This is a genomic window from Microbacterium resistens NBRC 103078, assembly GCF_001552355.1.
GTDB lineage: Bacteria > Actinomycetota > Actinomycetes > Actinomycetales > Microbacteriaceae > Microbacterium > Microbacterium resistens.
Map to the genome: position 1 here is coordinate 1 of NZ_BCRA01000088.1, position 21,247 is coordinate 21,247.

Annotated in this window: 21 protein-coding genes; 9 read left to right on the forward strand and 12 right to left on the reverse strand. The window is 72.1% G+C overall.

The window, feature by feature from the left end:
• On the reverse strand, nucleotides 1-355 hold a 355-nt coding region (locus tag MR1_RS14140; RefSeq protein ID WP_303621327.1), incomplete at its 3' end, for an NAD(P)H-hydrate dehydratase.
• Between the two features lie 110 nt (nucleotides 356-465).
• On the opposite strand from MR1_RS14140, the gene MR1_RS14145 reads away from it, so the two are divergent.
• A complete protein-coding gene (locus MR1_RS14145; RefSeq protein ID WP_067248141.1) occupies nucleotides 466-1,536 on the forward strand; it encodes an NADH:flavin oxidoreductase/NADH oxidase in 1,071 nt (356 codons plus the stop codon).
• A 60-nt stretch (nucleotides 1,537-1,596) separates the two neighbouring features.
• Here MR1_RS14145 and MR1_RS14150 read toward each other — a convergent pair whose 3' ends face one another.
• From MR1_RS14150 to guaB1, 3 genes are all read right to left on the reverse strand, one after another.
• A complete protein-coding gene (locus tag MR1_RS14150) occupies nucleotides 1,597-2,658 on the reverse strand; it encodes a hemolysin family protein (protein WP_067248144.1) in 1,062 nt (353 codons plus the stop codon).
• Entirely contained in the window at nucleotides 2,655-3,998 is a 1,344-nt protein-coding gene (locus MR1_RS14155; RefSeq protein ID WP_067248188.1) for a hemolysin family protein, read from the reverse strand. The genes MR1_RS14150 and MR1_RS14155 overlap by 4 nt, the downstream gene beginning before the upstream one ends.
• Nucleotides 3,999-4,146: 148 nt before the next feature.
• A complete protein-coding gene (gene guaB1 / locus MR1_RS14160) occupies nucleotides 4,147-5,604 on the reverse strand; it encodes a GMP reductase (RefSeq protein WP_067248147.1) in 1,458 nt (485 codons plus the stop codon).
• Nucleotides 5,605-5,770: 166 nt separating this feature from the next.
• On the opposite strand from guaB1, the gene MR1_RS14165 reads away from it, so the two are divergent.
• The gene (locus tag MR1_RS14165) at nucleotides 5,771-9,430 is read left to right on the forward strand and encodes a multifunctional oxoglutarate decarboxylase/oxoglutarate dehydrogenase thiamine pyrophosphate-binding subunit/dihydrolipoyllysine-residue succinyltransferase subunit (protein ID WP_067248150.1); all 3,660 of its coding nucleotides are present in this window, start codon (nucleotides 5,771-5,773) and stop codon (nucleotides 9,428-9,430) included.
• A gap of 28 nt (nucleotides 9,431-9,458) precedes the next feature.
• Here MR1_RS14165 and MR1_RS14170 read toward each other — a convergent pair whose 3' ends face one another.
• The 4 genes from MR1_RS14170 to MR1_RS14185 all read right to left on the reverse strand — a co-directional run bounded on the left by MR1_RS14170 (nucleotide 9,459) and on the right by MR1_RS14185 (nucleotide 13,201).
• Nucleotides 9,459-10,775, reverse strand: a complete 1,317-nt coding sequence (locus MR1_RS14170) for an APC family permease (protein WP_067248153.1) — start codon at nucleotides 10,773-10,775, stop codon at nucleotides 9,459-9,461.
• Between the two features lie 118 nt (nucleotides 10,776-10,893).
• Nucleotides 10,894-12,195: a GNAT family N-acetyltransferase gene (locus MR1_RS14175; RefSeq protein WP_067248155.1), complete on the reverse strand. Its 1,302-nt coding sequence runs from the start codon at nucleotides 12,193-12,195 to the stop codon at nucleotides 10,894-10,896.
• An 80-nt stretch (nucleotides 12,196-12,275) separates the two neighbouring features.
• Nucleotides 12,276-12,521: a zf-HC2 domain-containing protein gene (locus tag MR1_RS14180; RefSeq protein ID WP_067248159.1), complete on the reverse strand. Its 246-nt coding sequence runs from the start codon at nucleotides 12,519-12,521 to the stop codon at nucleotides 12,276-12,278.
• Entirely contained in the window at nucleotides 12,518-13,201 is a 684-nt protein-coding gene (locus tag MR1_RS14185; RefSeq protein ID WP_157518235.1) for a sigma-70 family RNA polymerase sigma factor, read from the reverse strand. The genes MR1_RS14180 and MR1_RS14185 overlap by 4 nt, the downstream gene beginning before the upstream one ends.
• 61 nt (nucleotides 13,202-13,262) lie before the next feature.
• On the opposite strand from MR1_RS14185, the gene aroA reads away from it, so the two are divergent.
• The 3 genes from aroA to bcp are packed head-to-tail and all read left to right on the forward strand — an operon-like array spanning nucleotide 13,263 to nucleotide 16,187.
• Nucleotides 13,263-14,618 carry a 3-phosphoshikimate 1-carboxyvinyltransferase gene (gene aroA, locus MR1_RS14190; RefSeq protein ID WP_067248162.1) on the forward strand — a complete coding sequence of 452 codons (1,356 nt, stop codon included), beginning with the start codon at nucleotides 13,263-13,265 and terminating at the stop codon, nucleotides 14,616-14,618.
• Nucleotides 14,615-15,664: a ribosome small subunit-dependent GTPase A gene (rsgA, locus tag MR1_RS14195; protein WP_067248165.1), complete on the forward strand. Its 1,050-nt coding sequence runs from the start codon at nucleotides 14,615-14,617 to the stop codon at nucleotides 15,662-15,664. Before aroA ends, rsgA begins: the two co-directional genes overlap by 4 nt.
• 46 nt (nucleotides 15,665-15,710) lie before the next feature.
• The gene (bcp, locus tag MR1_RS14200; protein WP_067248168.1) at nucleotides 15,711-16,187 is read left to right on the forward strand and encodes a thioredoxin-dependent thiol peroxidase; all 477 of its coding nucleotides are present in this window, start codon (nucleotides 15,711-15,713) and stop codon (nucleotides 16,185-16,187) included.
• 20 nt (nucleotides 16,188-16,207) lie between these two features.
• Here the strand turns inward: bcp and MR1_RS14205 are convergent, their stop codons facing one another.
• Complete coding sequence (locus tag MR1_RS14205) at nucleotides 16,208-16,636, reverse strand: hypothetical protein (RefSeq protein WP_067248171.1); 429 nt, start codon at nucleotides 16,634-16,636, stop codon at nucleotides 16,208-16,210.
• A gap of 245 nt (nucleotides 16,637-16,881) precedes the next feature.
• On the opposite strand from MR1_RS14205, the gene MR1_RS14210 reads away from it, so the two are divergent.
• Entirely contained in the window at nucleotides 16,882-17,130 is a 249-nt protein-coding gene (locus MR1_RS14210) for a WhiB family transcriptional regulator (RefSeq protein WP_067248175.1), read from the forward strand.
• A gap of 102 nt (nucleotides 17,131-17,232) precedes the next feature.
• On the opposite strand, the gene MR1_RS14215 is transcribed toward MR1_RS14210, so the two are convergent.
• The gene (locus tag MR1_RS14215; RefSeq protein ID WP_067248177.1) at nucleotides 17,233-18,717 is read right to left on the reverse strand and encodes a sensor histidine kinase; all 1,485 of its coding nucleotides are present in this window, start codon (nucleotides 18,715-18,717) and stop codon (nucleotides 17,233-17,235) included.
• A 54-nt stretch (nucleotides 18,718-18,771) separates the two neighbouring features.
• Nucleotides 18,772-19,158: an Rv3235 family protein gene (locus MR1_RS14220; RefSeq protein WP_067248180.1), complete on the reverse strand. Its 387-nt coding sequence runs from the start codon at nucleotides 19,156-19,158 to the stop codon at nucleotides 18,772-18,774.
• Nucleotides 19,159-19,282: 124 nt separating this feature from the next.
• On the opposite strand from MR1_RS14220, the gene MR1_RS14225 reads away from it, so the two are divergent.
• Nucleotides 19,283-19,879 carry a hypothetical protein gene (locus MR1_RS14225; protein WP_067248194.1) on the forward strand — a complete coding sequence of 199 codons (597 nt, stop codon included), beginning with the start codon at nucleotides 19,283-19,285 and terminating at the stop codon, nucleotides 19,877-19,879.
• Nucleotides 19,880-19,913: 34 nt separating this feature from the next.
• On the opposite strand, the gene MR1_RS14230 is transcribed toward MR1_RS14225, so the two are convergent.
• Nucleotides 19,914-20,186: a helix-turn-helix domain-containing protein gene (locus MR1_RS14230; protein ID WP_067248183.1), complete on the reverse strand. Its 273-nt coding sequence runs from the start codon at nucleotides 20,184-20,186 to the stop codon at nucleotides 19,914-19,916.
• A 97-nt stretch (nucleotides 20,187-20,283) separates the two neighbouring features.
• Between MR1_RS14230 and MR1_RS14235 the strand changes: the two genes are divergently transcribed.
• Entirely contained in the window at nucleotides 20,284-20,901 is a 618-nt protein-coding gene (locus tag MR1_RS14235) for a CpaB family protein (RefSeq protein WP_067248185.1), read from the forward strand.
• On the forward strand, nucleotides 20,901-21,247 hold a 347-nt coding region (locus tag MR1_RS14240; RefSeq protein ID WP_217996231.1), incomplete at its 3' end, for a hypothetical protein. The genes MR1_RS14235 and MR1_RS14240, both read left to right, overlap by 1 nt.

Sequence of the window (21,247 nt, forward strand, 5' to 3'; positions counted from 1 at the left end):
CCCGAGTCGCGGCAGGGTCCCGCTGCGACGCGTCCATCCCCGATCCGACGACCCAGGCGGACGCCCGTGGGAGGGCGCCCGCGGACTCGTCATCGTCGCCCTCGGGAAGGAGCTCGACCACGGTCTCGGGCCGCCGGGCGAGGACGGCGTCGCCGACCCGCCGCGCGCCGAGGTGTCGGACGAACCCGGCGCCGGCGCGCCACGCCCCCTCGACGCCGAGCACGGCGGCGCCGGGGTACGCGTCGGAACCGGTGCACAGGGCGACGGCGCCCCGCCGGTACTTGTCGTCGTCGGGCCGCGGCGCACGCACGAGACGGCGCGTGTCGTCGCGCGACCACTCCCGAAGCTGCGGCATGGGTCCACGCTACCCGGGCGCGGGCGCGATCCCGCAGTCCCTCCCCCGCGAGCGCGGCCGTGCGACGCGGGTTCGGGCCGGGCCCTACCGGGCTGGGCTAGCGTCGAGTCGTGAGCATCCTGTTCTCTCCCCTGACCATCCGCGGCACGACGTTCCGCAATCGCCTCTGGGTCTCCCCGATGTGCATGTACAGCGCTGTCGACGGAGTCCCGCAGAGCTGGCACCGCGCCCATCTCGCACAGTTCGCGTCGGGCGGCGCGGGACTGATCGTGGCCGAGGCCACCGCCGTGGTGCCGGAGGGGCGGATCAGCCCCCGCGACACCGGGCTCTGGACGGACGAGCAGCGCGACGCCTGGGCGCCGATCGTCCAGGACGTGCACGAGCGCGGCGCGCTCATCGGCGTCCAGCTCGGCCACGCCGGTCGCAAGGCGTCGACATGGTGGCCCTGGGCCCCGCAGCGCGGGTCGGTCCCCGCGTCCGAGGGCGGCTGGACCACGGTCGCGCCGTCCGCGGTCCCGTTCGAGGGCTTCGCCGCTCCGGCCGCGCTCGACGCGGCGGGGATCGAGCGCGTCGTGGACGGCTTCGCCGCCGCCGCGCGCCGCGCGATCGAGGCCGGTTTCGATGTGCTGGAGCTCCACGCCGCCCACGGCTACCTCCTGCACCAGTTCCTCTCCCCGCTGAGCAACCGACGCGAGGACGAATATGGAGGCACGCCGGAGAATCGGGCTCGCCTGCTGCTGCGCGTCGTGGACGCCGTGCGCGCCGAGGCGGACCCGGGTATGCCGCTCTTCGTGCGGATCTCGGCGACGGACCATGCCGAGGGCGGGTTCACGCCGGAGCTCGCCGCCGCGGTCGCCGACGCTGCGGTCGCGCGCGGCGCGGACCTGATCGACGTGTCCAGCGGCGGTCTCGTCGCGCACCAGCGCATCGACGTCCACCCCGGCTATCAGGTGCCGTTCGCGGCGGCGGTGCGGCGCGGCGGGCGGATCCCCTCCTCGGCCGTGGGGCTCATCACCGCGGGCGCGCAGGCCGAGCAGGTGCTCGCCGACGGATCGGCCGACGCCGTGTTCGCGGGTCGGGAGTGGCTGCGCGATCCCCATTTCGCCCTGCGTGCGGCGCACGAGCTGGGGGTCGAGCTCGACTACTGGCCCGACCAGTACCTCCGCGCGCGCTGGCGCTGATCGACGCGAACGAGGCCCCGCGATCCGCCGGACGGATCGCGGGGCCTCGGCGCGAGCGGGTCAGCGACCGTGACCGCGCCGTGTGGCGTCCTGCACCTCCCCGACGAGCTCTTCGAGGATGTCCTCGAGGAACAGCACCGCGGTGGTGCGCCCCTCGGCGTCGCGCACCTGCGCCAGATGCCGTCCGGCCCGGCGCATGATCGCCAGGGCGTCCTCCAGGTCCGTGTCCTCCTGCACCGGCACCATGTGATGGATGCGCTTGGCAGGAATCGGCTCGAGCGCACGCTCCGCCGCATCGGGGCCCTCGGCGGAGCGGAGCACGTCCTTGAGGTGCACGTAGCCGACGGCGGCGCCGTCCGGATCCACGATGACGTAGCGCGAGAAGCCGTGCTTGGCGACGGCGCGCTCGACGTCGTCCGGCGTCGATCCCATGGGCATCGTCACCAGCGCGTCCAGCGGCACGGCGATGTCGCGCGCCTTCTTGTCCGTGAACTCCACCGCGGCCGCGACCGTCCCGGACGCGTCGTTCAGCAGACCCTCACGACGCGACTGCGTGACGATGGTCGCCACCTCGTCGAGCGTGAACGTCGACGCCGCCTCGTCCTTGGGCTCCACGCGGAACAGCCGCAGCACGCCGTTGGCGGTGGCGTTGAGTCCCCGGATGATGGGGAAGAACAGCTTCGACACCCACACGAGCGGCGTCGCCAGGATCAGCACGGCGCGATCCGGCACCGAGAACGCCAGGTTCTTCGGCACCATCTCGCCGAACACCACGTGCAGGAACGAGACCAGCACGAGTGTGATCGCGAACGCGATGACGTCCACGGCGCCGTCCGGAAGCCCGACCGCGTGCAGCGGCACGGCGAGCAGATGGTGGATCGCCGGCTCGGAGACGTTCAGGATGAGCAGCGAGCACACCGTGATGCCCAGCTGCGAGGTGGCGAGCATGAGCGTCGCATGCTCCATGGCGTACAGCGCGGTCTTCGCGGAGCGGGACCCGCGCTCGGCCAGCGGCTCGATCTGCGAGCGCCGGGCGGAGATCACGGCGAACTCGGCGCCCACGAAGAACGCGTTCGCCAGGAGGAGCACGAAAAGCCAGACCAGGCCTGCCCAGTCGCTCATCGGTCCGCCTCCGATCCGTCGGCGCCCCGGTCGGGCGCATCGCCGCCGTCCGGAGGCACCGGCGTGAAGCGCACCCGGTCGACACGACGACCGTGCATGCGCACCACCGTCAGCGTGCCGCTGTCGATCGAGACCTCGTCACCCACCGAGGGGACGCGCTCCAGCACGCTCATCACGAACCCGCCGACGGTGTCGTACACGTCGCCCTCCGGAACAGTGATCCCGGTGCCGGAGAGCAGCTCGTCCGGACGCAGCTCGCCGGGGAACGTGATCGCGTCCTTGCCGCGCACGACGCCGGCTCTGCTCCGGTCGTGCTCGTCGGACACCTCGCCGACGATCTCCTCCACCAGGTCCTCGAGCGTGACGACGCCGGCCGTGCCGCCGTACTCGTCCACGACGATCGCCATCTGATACCCCCGCGACCGCAGCTCCGCGATGAGGGCGTCGAGGTGGACCGTCTCCGGCACGCGCAGCGGCTCGGTCGCGAGCGCGGCGGCGGGCACCTCGGCCCGGCGCTCGCGCGGCACCGACACCGCCGCCTTGAGGTGCACGACGCCGGTGATGTCGTCGAAGTCCTCGTCGTAGACCGGGAAGCGGCTGTGACCGGTCCGCCGCGCGAGCTGGATGACATCGTCCGCCGAGTCGCCGGCGGCCACCGCGTGCATGCTGGGACGCGCCGTCATCACGTCGGCCGCGGTCAGCCGCGAGAACGTCAGGCTGCGATCCAGCAGCGTGGCGGTATCGGCCTCCAGCAGGCCGGCGCTCGCCGAGCGGCGCACCAGCGACGAGAGCTCCTCCGCCGAACGCGCGCCGGAGAGCTCCTCCTTCGGCTCGATCCCCATCGCCCGGAGCACGCCGTTGGCGCTGCCGTTGAGGAGGGAGATCGCCGGGCGGAACACCCAGGTGAAGGCGGTCTGGAACGGGATCACGACCTTGGCGGTCGCCCGCGGCAGCGCCAGCGCGAAGTTCTTCGGCACCAGCTCGCCGAGGATCATCGAGAGCATCGTGGCCACCGTCATCGCCACCACGACCGCCACGGCGCTGACCGCCGCCTCCGGCAGACCCCAGGAGGTCAGCACCGGGCGGAGCAGGTTCGACAGCGCCGGCTCCATCGTGAACCCGGTCAGCAGCGTGGTGAGCGTGATGCCCAGCTGCGCCGACGACAGGTGCGTCGAGGTGATCTTCAGCGCGGCGATCGTCATCGCGAGGCGGGTCTCCCCGCGCTTCTGCCGCGCTTCGAGATCCGCACGGTCCAGGTTCACCAGCGCGAACTCGCTGGCGACGAACAGACCGGTGCCGATCGTGAGCAGGAGCCCCACGCCCAGCCAGATGTAATCCATCATGGCGTCACCTCCGCGGAAGCGGAGACCGGGCAGTGGGGCATGGGACTACAAGAAGGAGGGTCGTCCATAGTGGCTCAGAGTGTAGCGGCCGTCCCTGTGGTTCTGCCGCGACCCGCTCCTCGCGGTCCGCTTCGGCGGGTGCCGGCTACCAGCTCACGGGCAGCGCCTTGCCCTCCTCGTATCCCGCGGCGGACTGCAGCCCCACCACCGCACGTTCGTGGAACTCCGGGACGGACGAGGCCCCTGCGTAGGTGAAGGAGGACCGGACGCCGGAGGTGATCATGTCCAAGAGGTCCTCGACGCCCGGGCGGAGCGGATCCAGATAGATCCGCGAGGACGAGATCCCCTCGGCGAACAGCTCTTTCCGGGCCCGCTCGTAGGCGTCGAGCCGGCCGAACCGCGCCTGCACGGCCTTCGTGGAGGCCATGCCCCACGATTCCTTGTAGATCCGGCCGTCCTCGTCGATCTGGAGCTCGCCCGGGGCCTCGATGGTCCCGGCGAACCAGGAGCCGATCATCACGGACGCCGCACCGGCGGCCAGGGCGAGCGCGACGTCGCGCGGATACCGCACCCCGCCGTCGGCCCAGACGTGCGCACCGTGCTCCCGCGCCGCCTCGGCGGTCTCCAGCACGGCGGAGAACTGGGGCCTGCCCACCGCGGTCATCATGCGCGTCGTGCACATCGCCCCGGGACCGACGCCGACCTTGAGGATCGTCGCGCCGGCGTCCACGAGGTCGCGCACCCCGTCCGCGGTGACGATGTTGCCCGCGACGATGGGGATGCCGAGCTCCAGTGCGGAGACCGTCCTCAGAGCGCGCAGCATGCCCTCCTGGTGACCGTGCGCCGTGTCGACCACGAGGACGTCCACGCCGGCGGCGGCCAGCGCCCTGGCCTTCGCCGCCACGTCGCCGTTGATCCCGACGGCGGCGGCGACGGCGAGCCGCCCGTCGGCGTCGACCGCCGGCGCGTACAGGGTGGATCGCAGCGCGCTGCGCGCGGTCAGGGTGCCGACCAGATGCCCGTGCCGCAGCATGCAGACGGTCTCGGCGCCGGTCGCCGTGATCGCGTCGAACGCCGCGCGTCCGTCCGTCACGTCCTCGACGTCGAGCGCGGGCGAGCCCTCGCGAACGAGGTCCCCGAGGGCGGCGTCGGGCAGGGCCGTGGCCAGACGGGTCGCCGGGAGGATCCCGCGGATGCCGTCGGCGTCGACCGCGCCGTCGCGCGAGGTCGCGACGACCACCCCGTGCCCCTCGGTCGCCGGCAGCAGACGCAGGGCGTCCTCGACGGACGCGGACGGGTCCAGCACCAGCGGGGTGTCCCAGGCCACCGGCTGCCGCTTGACCCAGCGGATGGCCTCGTCCAGCTCCTGGAGCGGCATGTCCTGCGGCAGCACGCCGATCCCGCCGCGGCGGGCGAGGACGGCGGCCAGTCGCGGCCCCGTCACCGAGTTCATGTTGGAGGACACGAGCGGGATGGTCGCGGGCGTCCCGTCCAGCGGCGCGAGGTCGACCTGCAGACGGCTCGTGACCCCCGATCGGCGGGGGACGAGGAACACGTCCGAATAGGTCAGATCCACCATGGGGCGTTCACCGGAGAACTGCATGAGGCCAGGCTACCGACACGCCGTCGGCATGGGACCGGGCGAGGTCGTCGTGGCATGCCGTCCCCCGCCTGAAACGCGTTAGGCTTGAACACCAGAAGCGTGGCGATACCGGGGAAGGCCCGGAGCGGAAACCACCGATCTTCAGCGATGAAAGAGGCGATCCAGCGTGTCGAGCCAGGGGACCGGCGTCGGGACTTCGACTGACGGGGAGTTCGGAGCCAATTCCTGGCTCGTCGACGAACTGTACGAGCAGTTCAAGGCGGACCGCGACTCCGTCGACAAGGAGTGGTGGCCGATCCTGGAGAAGTACCAGCCCGGCCAGGCCACGACCGCCGCGGCCCCGGCGTCCGAGCCGCATCCGGTGACCGCGCCGATCCCGGTGATCGGGCAGCAGCCCGTGGCCCGCACCACGGCGAAGCCGGCCAAGGAGGCGCCGATCCCCGCACAGGCGCCGGTCAAGAAGGACGACGCCGACGCCGAGGAGGCGCAGGACGTCGTCACGCCCCTGCGCGGCATGCCGAAGACCCTGGCGCACAACATGGACGAGTCCCTGACCGTCCCGACCGCGACGAGCGTCCGCACGATCCCCGCGAAGCTGATGATCGACAACCGCATCGTCATCAACAACCACATGGCGCGCACGCGCGGCGGCAAGGTCAGCTTCACCCACCTCATCGGGTGGGCCATCATCCGGGCGCTCAAGGAGTTCCCGAGCCAGAACGTCTTCTACTCCGAGGTCGACGGCAAGCCGTCCGTGGTCGCCCCCGCGCACATCAACCTCGGGATCGCCATCGACCTGCCCAAGCCCGACGGCACCCGCGCGCTGCTCGTGCCGAGCATCAAGCGGGCCGACACGATGACGTTCAACGAGTACCTCAGCGCCTATGAGGACCTCATCCGCCGCGCCCGAGGGAACAAGCTGACCGCAGCGGACTTCCAGGGCACGACGATCTCCCTGACGAACCCGGGCGGGATCGGCACCGTCCACTCCGTGCCGCGTCTCATGAAGGGCCAGGGCTGCATCATCGGCGCGGGCGCCCTCGAGTACCCCGCGGAGTTCCAGGGCTCGAGCCAGAAGACCCTCAACGCGCTCGGCATCGGCAAGACCATCACGCTCACGAGCACCTACGACCACCGCGTGATCCAGGGCGCCGGATCCGGAGAGTTCCTGAAGAAGGTGCACGAGCTGCTGCTCGGGCAGCGCGACTTCTACGAGGACATCTTCCGGGCGCTGCGCATCCCCTACGCCCCGATCCAGTGGGCCGACGACATCGCCGTCGACCTGGCGGAGCGCATCGACAAGACCGCGCGCGTGCAGGAGCTCATCAACTCCTACCGGGTCCGCGGCCACCTGATGGCCGACGTCGACCCGCTCGAGTACGTCCAGCGCTCGCACCCGGACCTGGAGATCGAGAACCACGGGCTGACGTTCTGGGACCTCGACCGCGAGTTCGTCACCAACGGCTTCGGCGGGCACCGCGTCCTCAAGCTCCGCGACGTGCTCGGGGTGCTCCGCGACTCGTACTGCCGCACCATCGGCATCGAGTACATGCACATCCAGGACCCGGAGCAGCGGCGCTGGTTCCAGGACAAGGTCGAGGTCAAGTACGTCAAGCCGGGCCACGACGAGCAGCTGCGCGTACTCAGCAAGCTCAATGAGGCCGAGGCCTTCGAGACCTTCCTGCAGACCAAGTACGTGGGCCAGAAGCGCTTCAGCCTCGAAGGCGGCGAGTCGCTCATCCCGCTGCTCGACGAGATCCTCCAGGGCGCCGCGCAGGCCGGCCTCGACGGCGCCGCCATCGGCATGGCGCACCGTGGCCGCCTGAACGTCCTGACGAACATCGCCGGCAAGACCTACGGCCAGGTGTTCCGCGAGTTCGAGGGCTCGACCCTCCCGGGCAACCAGCGCGGATCCGGCGACGTGAAGTACCACCTCGGCACCGAGGGGACCTTCGTCGCCGACGACGGCTCCGAGCTGCCGGTCTACCTCGCCGCCAACCCCTCCCACCTGGAGACCGTCGACGGTGTCCTCGAGGGCATCGTCCGCGCCAAGCAGGACCGCAAGCCCATCGGTACCTTCACCTGGCTGCCAATCCTCGTCCACGGCGACGCTGCGTTCGCGGGCCAGGGCGTGGTCGTCGAGACGCTGCAGATGTCGCAGCTGCGCGGGTACCGCACCGGCGGGACGATCCACGTGGTGGTCAACAACCAGGTCGGTTTCACCACGCTGCCGACGGACTCGCGCACCTCGGTCTACGCCACCGACGTCGCGAAGACCATCCAGGCGCCGATCCTGCACGTCAACGGGGACGACCCCGAGGCCGTGATCCACGTCGCGCAGCTCGCGTTCGAGTACCGCGAGCGGTTCCACCGCGACATCGTGGTCGACCTCGTCTGCTACCGCCGACGCGGGCACAACGAGGGCGACGACCCGTCGATGACGCAGCCGCAGATGACGGACCTCATCCAGGCGAAGCGATCGGTCCGCAGCCTCTACACCGAGGCCCTCGTCGGTCGCGGCGACATCACCCAGGAGGAGTACGACCAGGCGAAGGCGGACTTCCAGAACCGTCTGGAGATCGCCTTCGCGGAGACGCACGCCGCCGAGACCGGCGCGACTCCCATCGCACCGGAGGTGCAGGCCGTCGAGGAGCAGGCCGGAGCGCCGGAGACGACCGGTGTGCCGCGCGAGGTCATCCACCTGATCGGCGACGCGCACGCGAACAAGCCCGAGGGCTTCACCGTGCATCAGAAGCTGCAGCAGGCGCTGGACAAGCGCGTCGAGATGAGCCGGAACGGCGGCATCGACTGGGGCTTCGGCGAGCTGCTCGCCTTCGGCTCCCTGCTGATCGAGGGCACCCCGGTCCGCCTGGCGGGGCAGGACTCTCGCCGCGGCACCTTCGTGCAGCGTCACGCGACCCTGCACGACCGCGCCAACGGCCAGGAGTGGCTGCCCCTGACCAATCTGTCGGACAACCAGGGCCGCTTCTTCGTCTACGACTCGCTGCTCAGCGAGTACGCGGCCCTCGCGTTCGAGTACGGCTACTCCGTCGAGGCGCCCGAGGCCCTCGTGCTGTGGGAGGCGCAGTTCGGCGACTTCGTGAACGGCGCCCAGTCCGTGATCGACGAGTACGTCTCTGCGGCCGAGCAGAAGTGGGGTCAGCAGTCCGGTGTCGTCCTGCTGCTGCCGCACGGCTACGAGGGTCAGGGGCCGGATCACTCCTCGGCGCGCATCGAGAGGTTCCTGCAGCTCTGCGCCCAGGAGAACATGATCGTCGCCCGCCCGTCCACGCCGGCGTCCTACTTCCACCTCCTCCGGCGGCAGGCGTACGCGCGACCGCGCAAGCCCCTGGTCGTGTTCACGCCGAAGGCGATGCTGCGCCTGCGCGGCGCGACGAGCCCGGTCGAGGACTTCCTGCAGGGCCGGTTCGAGCCGGTCATCGATGACGACCGGGAGCTCGACCGCTCCGCCGTCAAGCGCGTGATCCTGCACTCCGGGAAGGTGCACTGGGACCTGCGCGCGGAGCTGGAGAAGAACCCCAACCCCGAGATCGCGCTCGTCCGCGTCGAGCAGCTCTACCCCGTCCCGCTCGCGGCGGTGAAGTCGGTCGTCGACACCTATCCGAACGCGGAGATCGTCTGGGTGCAGGAGGAGCCGGAGAATCAGGGCGCATGGCCGTTCCTGGCGCTGCACTTCCTCCGGGCCGAGGGACCACGGTCCGTGCGCGGCATCACGCGTCCGGCCTCGGCGGCACCGTCCACCGGATCGTCCAAGGTGCACGCGGCCGAGCAGGCCGATCTGCTCAAGCGGGCCCTCACCCTCTGAGCGTGCGCGGGACGCGGGTCCGCGATCCTCACCGCGAAGCGGCGCTCCGGTTCTCCGGAGCGCCGCTTCGGCGTCTCCGGCGCACGACGCCCACGAGGACCGCCGCGATCGCCAGGACGACCGGGACCACCAGCGCGGCTCCGGCGAGCACGAGGAGGCCCGCCGTGAGCACCGTCGCCACCACTGCCATCGCGTGCCCGAACGTGCGGCGAGGGAGGATCCGCACCGCGGCGATCATGCCGACCACGTAGATCGCGACCATGCTCGCCGTGTGCACGAGGATGAACGGCTGCAGGTCGAACCCCGTCGCCCATGCGGCGGCGAAGTAGACGAGCACGAGCACGCCGCTGAACAGGAGCGCCCTCCGCGGCACGGCGCCGCTCTCCACCCCGCGGGCGAGGGCGCGCGGGATGTCACCCGTCGAGGCCAGCGAGGCGCCGAGCTTGGCGAACGCGGACAGGTACACGTTGAGCACGCCCACCGCGACGATGCCCGCCACGGCCCCGATCAGGAAGGGGGCGGCGTCGAGCTCGCCGACCCGGGCGAGATCCAGGAGCACCACGTCCCCGGCTCCGGCCCGGTCGCCGAGCGCGCCCACGGTGACGACCTGCAGGGCGAGATACGCCGCCCCGGACAGGATCAGCGTGACCGCGGTCGCGATCGGGATGGTGCGCCGCGGCGACGCGAACTCGCCCGAGATGTGCGTGCCCACCTCCCACCCGGCGAACGCCCAGACGAACATGACGATCGCCGTCCCCACCCCGCCCCAGCCGTACGGCAGGAACGGCTGGAAGCTCTCCGCCCGGACGGCGGGCGCCGCCACCGCGAGCACGAGCACAACCACGCCGACGAGCAGTCCGGTCAGAGCCAGCTGGAGCCAGCCGGTCACGCGCACCCCGAAGAGGTTCGCCCCGAACGGCACGGCGAGGAACACCAGAGCCAGAAGCGGCACGGCGCCGGCGTCGATCCCCACGATGGTCGCGATGTAGCGCGCGCCGAGAACCGCCACGACGGGTCCTCCCGCCGCCACGCCGAACAGGAACCAGTACCCGGTCGCCCTCGCCGCCGTGGGGCCGAGCGCCCGCCGGGCATAGCTGGCGACCCCTCCCGGGTCCGGATAGCGAGCGGCGAGCGCCGCGAACGTGCCGGCCAAGGGGATCGCCAGGAGCGTCACCGCCGCCACCGCGACCACGCTGGCCGGGCCGGCGACCTTCGCCGCCAGCCCGGGCAGCACCAGCAGGCCCGTGCCGAGGACCGAGGCGAGATAGAGGGCGATCCCCTGGGCGAGCCCCAGCCCTCCCCTGGCCGGGGCGGGAGCGTCGGCGACCGCCGCACGTGTGGTCATGCGGCCACGCTAGCCGCGGGCACCGACAGCGGTCACCGTCCGCCCGGCCGCGCGGACGACTTTGGCAGGAACCCGACGGCGGATGTCGGGATCGACGTCGTCCGGCCTGGCCGGGGCGTCAGTACCAGATGCCGAGGAGGGGCGCCGCGCTCGTCCGAAGCGCCGCGTCCAGCGCCGCCACGCGCTCCGGCGACGCGTCCAGGCGCCCCGCGGCGTGCAGCGCACCGGGTGCCACTCCCCCGGCGTACAGCGCCGACAGCGTCTCGACGTCCGCCTGCAGCTCCGGCTCCGCGTCGGTGACCTCGACGTGCGCGACGCCGTTGTCCCCGATGACGACCTTCCACGTCCCGCCGGCGATGCCGAGCGGATCCTGCACGCCCAGGACCAGGGACAACGGCGAGGCGTAGGTCCTCGCCGTCAGGACGGCGGGGACGTCGAGCACGCGCAGCCAGCCGTGATCGTGGACCGTCATCTCCACCGACCGCTGATCGACGACCAGCCACGGCAGGGGGTCGTCGAGCGGTCGGAGGTCGGCGGTCACCGTGTCGACCAGGTCGTGCTGGAGGGCGAAGGCCCACAGCGCCCGCGTCGCCTCCGCCGTCTCCGCGCCGAGGTGGCTGACCGACAGGGTGAAGCGGAACGCGTCGGGAGACGACGGGGAGAGGGAGAACACCAGGACGCCGCGCACGGCGCCGTCCTCGTCGAGGTAGCGCACGGCACGGACGGAGGAGGCCTTGTCGTCGCCCGGCGCGAGCCCCGCCATCCGCTCCCACCGTCCCGGCCAGCCCGGGATGTTGCCCACCCGGTCACCGCGGCTGCGCTCGTGGACCTCGGAGAGCGTGGTCGCGAGCTCCTCCTTCTCGATGTACTCGAACCGTCCGGGCGCGGGCGCGGCGCGCCACCCGGCGGTACGCGTGTCGATCCGCATCCGGGCGACGGGGAGCGCCGGGGCGAAGCCGTAGCGGCCGTAGATCGTCGCCTCGGACGCCGTCAGTCCCGCCAGCGGCACCCCCGCGGCCGCGGCGGCCCGCAGCTCCCCTTCGAGCAGGTTACGGGCGATCCCCCGCCGGCGGTGCGTCGCCGACACGGTGACCGCGCTGATCGCCCACATCGGGATCTCGCCGCCGGGCACGGTCATGGGCGTCACCCAGCCGTTGACGGTGGCGACCGGGAGCGCCTCCGGGCCGGCCGCGGGAGGGAACACCCCGACGTTGCGGCGATAGGCGAGCGCGTTCCTCATGAAGTCCGCCGACTCCTCGCTCGGCGCCGCGTCGAGGAAGCCCCGCGCATCCGCCCGAGCGAACGCCCGGCCGGCAGCCGGATCGGCGAGGTCGACGATGCGGTACTCGAGCCCCGACGCAGCCAGCCGATCGCGGGAGGTCGGGTCGAGGGGGACATCGTGCGCGTCGATGAGGCTCATGCGACCAGCCTACGGTCGACGTGCCGACCTGGGCGGCCATCGCCTGCGGGTTCGCGCGGACGACGCCCTCGCGGTACCGCTCAGTGCGCGGTGGCCTGGACGGCGCGCAGACGCGCCAGCACCTGATCGCGCAGCTCCTCCGGGGCCGTCTCCTTGCACGCGCGGGAGATGACCTCGGTCAGCGTCGTCGCCACCAGGGCCTCCTCGCGGCAGGACGGGCAGGACTCCAGATGCGCACGGATGTCGGCGTGCTCGGTCTTGCACACCTCGTCCCGCAGGTACTCCTCCAGATCCCGCCGCGCCTTCTCGCAGCCGCAATCGTTCATTTCTTGCTCCTCGTGCCGGCCGCGGAGATGCCTCGCTCCGCGGCGTAGTCCGCCAGCAGCTCCCGGAGCATGCGTCGTCCGCGATGCAGACGGCTCATGACGGTGCCGATGGGCGTCTTCATGATGTCGGCGATCTCCTGGTAGGCGAAGCCCTCGACGTCGGCGAGGTACACCGCCAGCCGGAAGTCCTCCGGAACGGCCTGAAGCGCATCCTTGACGACGGACGCGGGCATGCGGTCGATGGCCTCCGCCTCCGCCGAGCGGCTGTGCGAGGCGGTGGTCGACTCGGCCCCGCCGAGCTGCCAGTCCTCGAGCTCGTCGATCGTGCCCTGGTGCGGCTCGCGCTGGCGCTTGCGGTAGATGTTGATGTACGTGTTCGTGAGGATGCGATACAGCCACGCCTTGAGGTTCGTCCCCTGCGTGAAGCTCGACCATGAGGCGTACGCCTTGACGAACGTCTCCTGCACGAGGTCCGCGGCGTCCGCCGGGTTCCTGGTCATCCTCATGGCCGCCGCGTAGAGCTGGTCCATGAAGGGGATCGCCTGCTCCTCGAACTCCTGCCGCGCGTCCGTCTCGCCCGTCGCCGTGATCGCGGGCGCGTCCTCCGATGCCTGGTCATCCATCGCCAGCCAGTCTAGGCCGTCGGGGTCCACGACCACGGGTTCGAGCGTCGCGATCATCGGTCGCCTTCCTGGGATCCGCCGGCGCTGCGGGAACAGCGCTTCAGTAGGGTAGGAACCGATGAGCGACGACAGGTATTCCCCCTCCCCGGCCCCGCCGCACGACGGGCGCTATCCCGCGCCCGTCGCCACGACGCCGCTGGCGAGCACCGTCTCGGTGCCCGGCTCCAAGTCGCTCACCAACCGCGAGCTCGTCCTCGCCGCGATCGCCGACGGCCCCGGGCGCCTGATCGCGCCGCTGCACTCGGACGACTCGGCGCGCATGGTCCAGGCGCTGCGGGCGCTCGGCGCCGCCATCGAGGAGGTCCCCGGCGCCGGAGCCGGCCCGGATCTGCAGGTGACCCCCTCCGCCATCCGCGGCGGCTCCACGATCGACTGCGGGCAGGCGGGCACCGTCATGCGCTTCATCGCCCCGCTGGCGGGGCTGGCGGACGGCGACATCACCCTCACGGCCCACGAGACCGCCCTGCACCGGCCGATGGGGGCGATGATCCATGCCCTGCGCGATCTCGGGGTGGACGTCGACGACGAGGGAAGCTGGTCCCTCCCGTTCACCGTCCGCGGACACGGCCGGATCCGCGGCGGCCGCGTGGAGATCGACGCCTCCGCCTCCAGCCAGTTCGTCTCCGGGCTGTTGCTCGCGGCACCGCGCTTCGACGTCGGGCTGCACCTCGTCCACACCGGCGAGCGGCTGCCCAGCATGCCGCACATCGACATGACCGTGGAGGCTCTGCACCGTCGCGGCATCCACGTGGAGCGTCCGGCACCCGGGGAGTGGGTGGTGGAGGCGGGCGCGCCGCGGGCGAAGGAGCTGCCGATCGAGCCCGATCTGTCGAACGCGGCGCCGTTCCTCGCGGCGGCGCTCATCGCCGGCGGGGAGGTCTCCGTGACCGGCTGGCCCGCGCACTCCACCCAGCCGGGAGCCCTGCTGCCGGACCTGCTCTCCGCGCTCGGCGCGCACACGTCCCGTCGCGGCGGCGTCCTGACGGTGCGCGGCGGAGAGCGCATCCACGGCGCGCAGCTGGACCTCTCCGCGGCCGGTGAGCTGGCGCCCACCTTCGTCGCCCTGGCCGCGTTCGCCGATGCACCGACGACCCTGCGCGGGATCGGGCACATCCGCCTCCATGAGACGGATCGCATCGCCGCGCTGTCGGGGAACCTGCGCGCGCTCGGAGGCGACGTCGAGGAGCTCCCGGACGGGCTGCGGATCACGCCGGCGCCGCTGCACGGCGGGGTGTGGCCGGCACACCACGACCACCGGATGGCGACCACCGGCGCGCTGATCGGTCTGCGCGTGCCCGACGTGGAGATCGACGACATCGGCACGACGGCCAAGACGCTGCCCGGTTTCACGCGCCTCTGGGAGGACATGCTCGCCGGATCCTCGGCGCCGATCGTCGGGGGCGCCTCCGCGTGAGCTGGCTGGGCGACGACGACGAGGACGACTTCGACGACTACGACGAGGCGCGGATCCGGACGCGTCCGAACCCGAAGGCCAACCGCCCGCGCACCAAGCGCCGTCCCGCCCACGCGGAGGCCGAGGTGGGTCGGGTGCTGGGCGTCGACCGCGGACGCTACGCGGTCCTCCTCGGCGAGGGCACGGACGAGGAACGCACCGTGACGGCCGCCCGCGCCAGGGAGCTGCGGCGCACACCGATCGTCACCGGGGACCAGGCCCGCGTGGTCGGGGACGTGAGCGGCGGCGAAGGCACGCTCGCCCGGATCGTGGGAATCGTCGATCGCACGTCGCTGCTGCGGCGCAGCGCCGACGACACCGATCAGGTGGAGCGCGTGATCGTGGCGAACGCCGACCAGATGCTCGTCGTGGTCGCCGCGGCGGACCCGGAGCCGCGCGAACGCCTCGTGGACCGCTATCTCGTCGCGGCGCTCGATGCGGGGATCCGCCCGCTCCTGGTCGTGACGAAGACGGACCTCGCCGACCCCGGTGCCTTCCTGACGCACTTCGACGGGTTGGACGATCTCCGCGTGTTCACCAGCGCTCGCGGGCACATGCCCGTCGAGGACATCGGCGCCGCCCTGGTCGGCCATTCGACCGTCTTCGTGGGTCACTCGGGCGTCGGCAAGTCCACGCTGGTGAACGCGCTCGTGCCCGGAGCCGACCGGGCGACGGGACACGTCAACGAGGTCACCGGACGGGGGCGGCACACATCCTCGTCCACGGTGTCGCTGCGGTACCGGGGGCCGCACGGGTCCGGGTGGGTCATCGACACGCCGGGCGTGCGCTCGTTCGGCCTCGGTCATGTCGACCCCGCCAACATCCTCGCCGCCTTCACCGAGCTCGCCGCCATCGCCGAGGACTGCCCTCGCGGCTGCACGCACCTTCCCGACGCCGAGGACTGCGCGCTCAACGAGGCGGCGGCATCGGGGGGACTCAGCGAGGCAGGGCGGGCTCGCCTGGACTCCCTGCAGCGTCTCCTGGAGACGTTCGGGGACCGCCCCTGAGCCCCTCCCCCGGGCCTCCGGTCGTCGGGCCGACTACGCTGGGACCGTGACGACTGAGCGACTCGAACCCGGAACGCCCGCCCCCGACTTCACGCTGAGCGACCAGGACGGCTCCCCCGTCTCCCTGGCCGACCTTCGCGGCCGGAAGGTCGTCCTCTACTTCTATCCCGCGGCGATGACGCCCGGCTGCACCACGCAGGCGTGCGACTTCCGCGACAGCATCTCGTCGCTGCAGGGCGCCGGGTACGAGGTCGTCGGCGTCTCCCGCGACGAGCCGGCGAAGCTGAAGGAGTTCCGCGAGCGCGACGGCCTCACGTTCACGCTGCTGAGCGACCCGGACCACGCGGTGCACGAGGCCTACGGGGTCTGGGGCGAGAAGAAGAACTACGGCAAGGTCATCCAGGGCGTCATCCGCTCCACCTTCGTCCTCGACGAGCAGGGCATCATCGCCCACGCCCTCTACAACGTCAAGGCCACCGGGCACGTGGCACGTCTGCGCAAGACCCTCGGCATCGACGCCTGATCAGGCTCCTGTCCCGCCGGTCAGCGATCGGCCGGCGGATCCTGGCCGTCGGGCTCCTCCAGGAAGCGACGGCGAGCCCGCGGCCCCTCCCTCCGCGTGAGCAGGAACAGCAGCACGATCCCGAGCGCGCCGGGAACCCCCACGGCCAGCACGAAGGCGGTCGGGAAAGGGCGCACGGACAGGGCGCTGAGCGCGGTCGCGACGGCGAGGGTCTGCAACACCATCCCGCCGGAGCGCCCCCAGGAGCGCCCGCGCAGCACGGCGATCGCCATGGCGACGAGCCCCAGCCCCCCGATGGCCGTCAGCACGATCAGCGCGAGCGCGGACGGCAGGGACGCCGCGTCCCCGGCGCCGAGGTGGAAGGCCTCGATCAGGGCGATCACGACGAGCGCGATCCCCTCGAGCGCCAGCAGTGCCGCCGTGGCGATGGTGAGCTTCGAGGCGCGCATGGCCCTCCCGGTGTCGGTGCTCCGCCCTGCCGATGCGCGGGCACGACGGACGGAGTGCGGAAAAACCCTTGATCATACGAGTTTCATGTAAGAGAATAGATCACAGCCATGTGCTCCCACAGCGGCGTGGGGCGAGCATCCGCTTGCAGTTCCCCTATGCATGACCGCGGGCAGCGCACCCGAACGTCGCCCGTTTCCGGAGTGCGCGTGCGCGCGCTCATACGAATCCACACCGAGGAGCCCCCATGGATTGGCGCGACAAGGCCGCCTGTCTCACCGTCGACCCCGAGCTGTTCTTCCCCGTCGGGAACACCGGACCCGCTGTCGACCAGATCGAGAAGGCGAAGGCCGTCTGCGCCCGCTGCACCGTGACCGAGATCTGCCTGCAGTACGCCCTCGAGTCCAGCCAGGACTCGGGCGTGTGGGGCGGTCTCTCCGAGGACGAACGTCGCGCGCTCAAGCGCCGCGCCGCCCGCGCCCGCCGCGCCTCCTGAGCCCCGTCGGGGCGTCTTCCCGCTGTTCGGGGCCCGTTCCGGGCCCCCGCGGCCCCGACCGGCGCCCCGACCCCCGGCCGTCCGCCCCGACGTGCGGAGGCGTCAGGACCGAACCCAGCGCATCGGGATGTCGATGGTCACCTCGGTGCCTTCGCCGTCCGTGCCCTGCCAGTCGATGGTCCCGCCGAGCTCGCCCTGGATCAGGGTGCGGATGATCTGCGTGCCCAGGCCCTGGCCGATCCGCCCCTCGGGCAGGCCGTGCCCGGTGTCGCGGACGATCACCCGCAGGTTCTCGTCCGTCCGCTTGGCCTCGATCGTGACCACGCCCTCCTGGCCGGCGAGCCCGTGCTCGACGGCGTTCGTCACGACCTCGGTCAGGGCGAGGGCCAGCGGCGTCGCATAGTCGCTCGGAAGCACGCCGAAGCGCCCGCTCGACTGCGTCCGCGCCCGCGTGTTCGGCGCCGCGGCGACCTCGGCCACGAGCTTGAGCACACGGGCGAAGACCTCGTCGAAGTCGACCTTCTGCGCCAGTCCTCCGGCCAGGGTGTCGTGCACCACGGCGATCGACTCCACCCGTCGCATGGCCTGGGTCAGCGCGTCCCGTGCCTCCTCGGAGTGCGTGCGCCGCGCCTGGATCCGCAGCAGCGAGGCCACCGTCTGGAGGTTGTTCTTCACCCGGTGGTGGATCTCCCGGATGGTCGCGTCCTTCGTGATGAGCTCCTGCTCCTGGTGCCGGAGCTCCGACACGTCGCGGCACAGCACGATCGCGCCGATCCGGGTGCCGTGGTCCCGCAGCGGGATCGCGCGCAGCGACACCGTGACGCCCCGCGCCTCGACGTCCGTGCGCCACGGCGCCCGGCCGGTGACCACCACGGGGAGCGACTCGTCGACCTGACGCGTGGCCGGGAGGATCCGGGCGGTGACCTCGGCCAGGGACTCCCCCTCGAGCTCGTCGTCGAAGCCCATCCGGTTGAAGGCGGACAGCGCGTTCGGGCTGGCGAAGGTCACCACGCCGTCCACGTCGATCCGGATCAGACCGTCCGAGGCGCGCGGGGCTCCGCGCCGAGGAGACGTGGGGGCGGCCAGGTCGGGGAACTCCCCGCTCGCCACCATGCGGAACAGATCGTCGGCGCACTCGTTGAAGGTGATCTGCTGGCGGGACGGCGTCCTCGCCTCACCCAGGTTGGTGTGCCGGGTGAGCAGGCCGATGACCCGCGGCGCGACGCCCTCCTGCACGCGCTCGCGGACGATCGGCACGGCGCGCACACGCGTCGGCGTCTCCTCGAACCAGTCCGGGGACGACGAGTCCACGATCTGCGCGGTGTCGAACGCCTCCTGCACCTGCGTGCGCCACTGGGGCCGGACGCGTTCGCCGACGATGTCCCGATAGAAGAGCGTCGCCGCGCCGCTCGGCCGGGTGTGCGCGACCGCGATGAACGAGCCGTCCGAGGTCGCCACCCAGACCACGATGTCCGCGAAGGCGAGGTCCGCCAGCAGCTGGCCGTCGCCGGCGAGACGGTGGAGCCATTCGACGTCGTCGTCGTTCAGGCAGCCCTGGGCATGCACGAGGTCACTGAGAGTCGACACCCTCTCAGCCTACGGCCCGCGCAGGATCGACCCGTCCGCGACCGCTGTGCATCGTCAGAGGACCGCGAGCGTGGTGACCCGCCATCGCCGGTCGTACCCTTCCAGCCGGATCGCCACGGCGCGGGTGCGGGCCGGACCCGCCACCACGATGGTCGCCTCGACCACACCGTCCGCGGGCGCGGAGCAGCGCGTGGACAGGATCCGGTACACCGGGCGCGTGGGCGCGACCCGGCGCGCGCTGCGTGCCCGCGCCGACAGGTTGGCGCGCGTGACGAGCGCCGCGTACGCCTCTTCCGTGAACCAGCGGGCGAGCTGCTCGACCTCGCGCACCCCGGCGAGGACCTCCAGAGCGCCCTGCGTGAGGCTGCGCAGCAACGGCAGCGGATCGGGCAGCTCGGCGGACGAGGTCGGCTGCGGCGCGAAGTCTTCGTACAGTGCCATCGATGGGCCCTCCCGGGATCGGACCTTCGAAGTAGAGCACGCGCCCGGGGCGCCGAACGGGCCGTGCGATGAGGAATGTGGATAACGCGTACGCGCGAATGCGATGGTCCTCTACGCTCGCCGGATGGCATGGGAGCATCTGTTCGAGGACCTCGAGGACCAGCTCGCCTCGGGGTGGGAGGCGCAGCGGGCCGCGCTGGACGCGGAGTCCGAACGGCTGCGCATCGCGCGGCTGGAGCTGCGCACCCGGCTCGGCGCGCTGGCCCGCAGCGCCACCACGGTCACCGCGACGCTCGTCGACGCCACCACGATCCGCGGGCGTCTGTGCGGGGCGGGCGCGGACTGGGCCGCGCTCGTCCCGGCGGGAACGTCCGCGATGACGGTGCTCCCCCTGACCGCCGTGACGCTATGGGGTCTCGACCACGGCGCGGTCCTCGACAGCAGCACCGACGGAGAGCCGTTGACGCCGCTGCAGGAGCGGATGACGCTCGGCTTCGTCCTGCGCGACCTCGTCCGCCGCCGCGCCGGCGTCACCGTCCGGATCCGGGGCGGACTCGTGCTCGCGGGGACGATCGACAGAGCCGGCGCCGATCATCTCGACCTCGCCCTGCACGACGCGGGAATGCCGCGCCGCACTCAGGCGGTGCAAGGGTTCCGCCTCATCCCGCTGGAGGCGCTCCTCAGCGTCCGCACCGAGGGCCCGTCCCGCCTGCGCGCATGACGGCCTCCGCGTGGGGAGCCGGGTCCTCGCACTGTCAGCGCCGGACCGGCGGACCCCACAGCTCCGGAAAGCTGGCGGCCTCGGCCTGGCGCCACAGCGCGGCTCGCCGGCTGTCCTCGATCTGCGCGTCGAGATAGTCGGCGATGCTCTCCTCGTCGACGCGCCATCGCGCCGGGACTCCGACGCGGACCCCGCGCAGCCGCCCCTGAAGCACGAGGTCGATGACCTCGTCGACCTCGATCGCGAGCAGCTCGGCGACCTGTGCCGGCGCGAGGAGGGGCGCCTGCGGCGGGGGGTCCTGGGACATGCGACCATTGTCCTCCGGCACGCCGTTTCCGGTCCGAGGCCTGCCATGCTGTGGATAACTCCGTCGACACAAGCTCCCGTTCTGTGACGATGTCCGGATGATCTCCGTACGTTCCTCCCGTCGCCCCTGGGCGGATCTCCGCTTCCTCATCGGGCTGGCCCTCATCGCCGCCTCGGTCGGGGGCGTGTGGCTGGTCGTGTCCGCCGCTCGGCAGACCGCCCCGGTGCTGCAGGCCACCCGCGTCATCGTCGCCGGGCAGGCCCTGACCTCCGCGGACGTGCGCGTCGTGGACGTGGCGCTCGCCGCCGCCCGCGACAGGTACCTCACGCCGACCTCCCTGGAGCCGGGATCGGTCGTCACGCGCACCATCGAGAACGGCGAGCTGGTGCCCGTCGCGGCGACCGCCCCGGCGGACTCGACGTCGGTCACCTCGATCGTCGTGGACAGCGCCATCGCCGTCCCGCCGTCGATCGTCCCGGGCAGCGTCGTCGAGGTGTGGACGGCACCGCCTCTCCCCGACGGGCCGGGCTTCGCGCCGCCGAGGATCCTGCTGCCCGACGCCACCGTGGCCGCCGTCACCCGCGAGGAGAGCATGCTCGGCGGTTCCCGGGCGTCGCTGGAGCTGGTCGTCGACCGCGCCGAGGTCGGAGACGTGCTCGGCGCGATCACCGACGGCTCGGCGATGTCCGTCGTGCCGGTGCGGAAGCACCCCTGATGGCCGTTCTGCTCGCCCTCGATGAGGCCGTCGCGCAGGCCCTGCGCGACGACCTCCCGCTCGCCGGGCACGTCGTCGCAGAATGCATCCTCCCTTCCGTCCTCGCCGAACGGATCGGCCGCGGACGGGCTCTGACCGCCGCCGGCCCGGTCCAGGCGGTGATCATGCCCGCTGATCGCGGACTCGTCGGGACCACGCTCCTCTCCGCCTGCGACCGCGCCGGCGTGCGCATCCTCCTGCTGGGCGACGGCGAGCGGGCACGACGGCTCGCCCGTCGTCACGGTCTCGCCGATCCGCTGCCCGCCGACGCCACGGCCTGGGCGATCGCTGATGCGCTCGCGGCCGC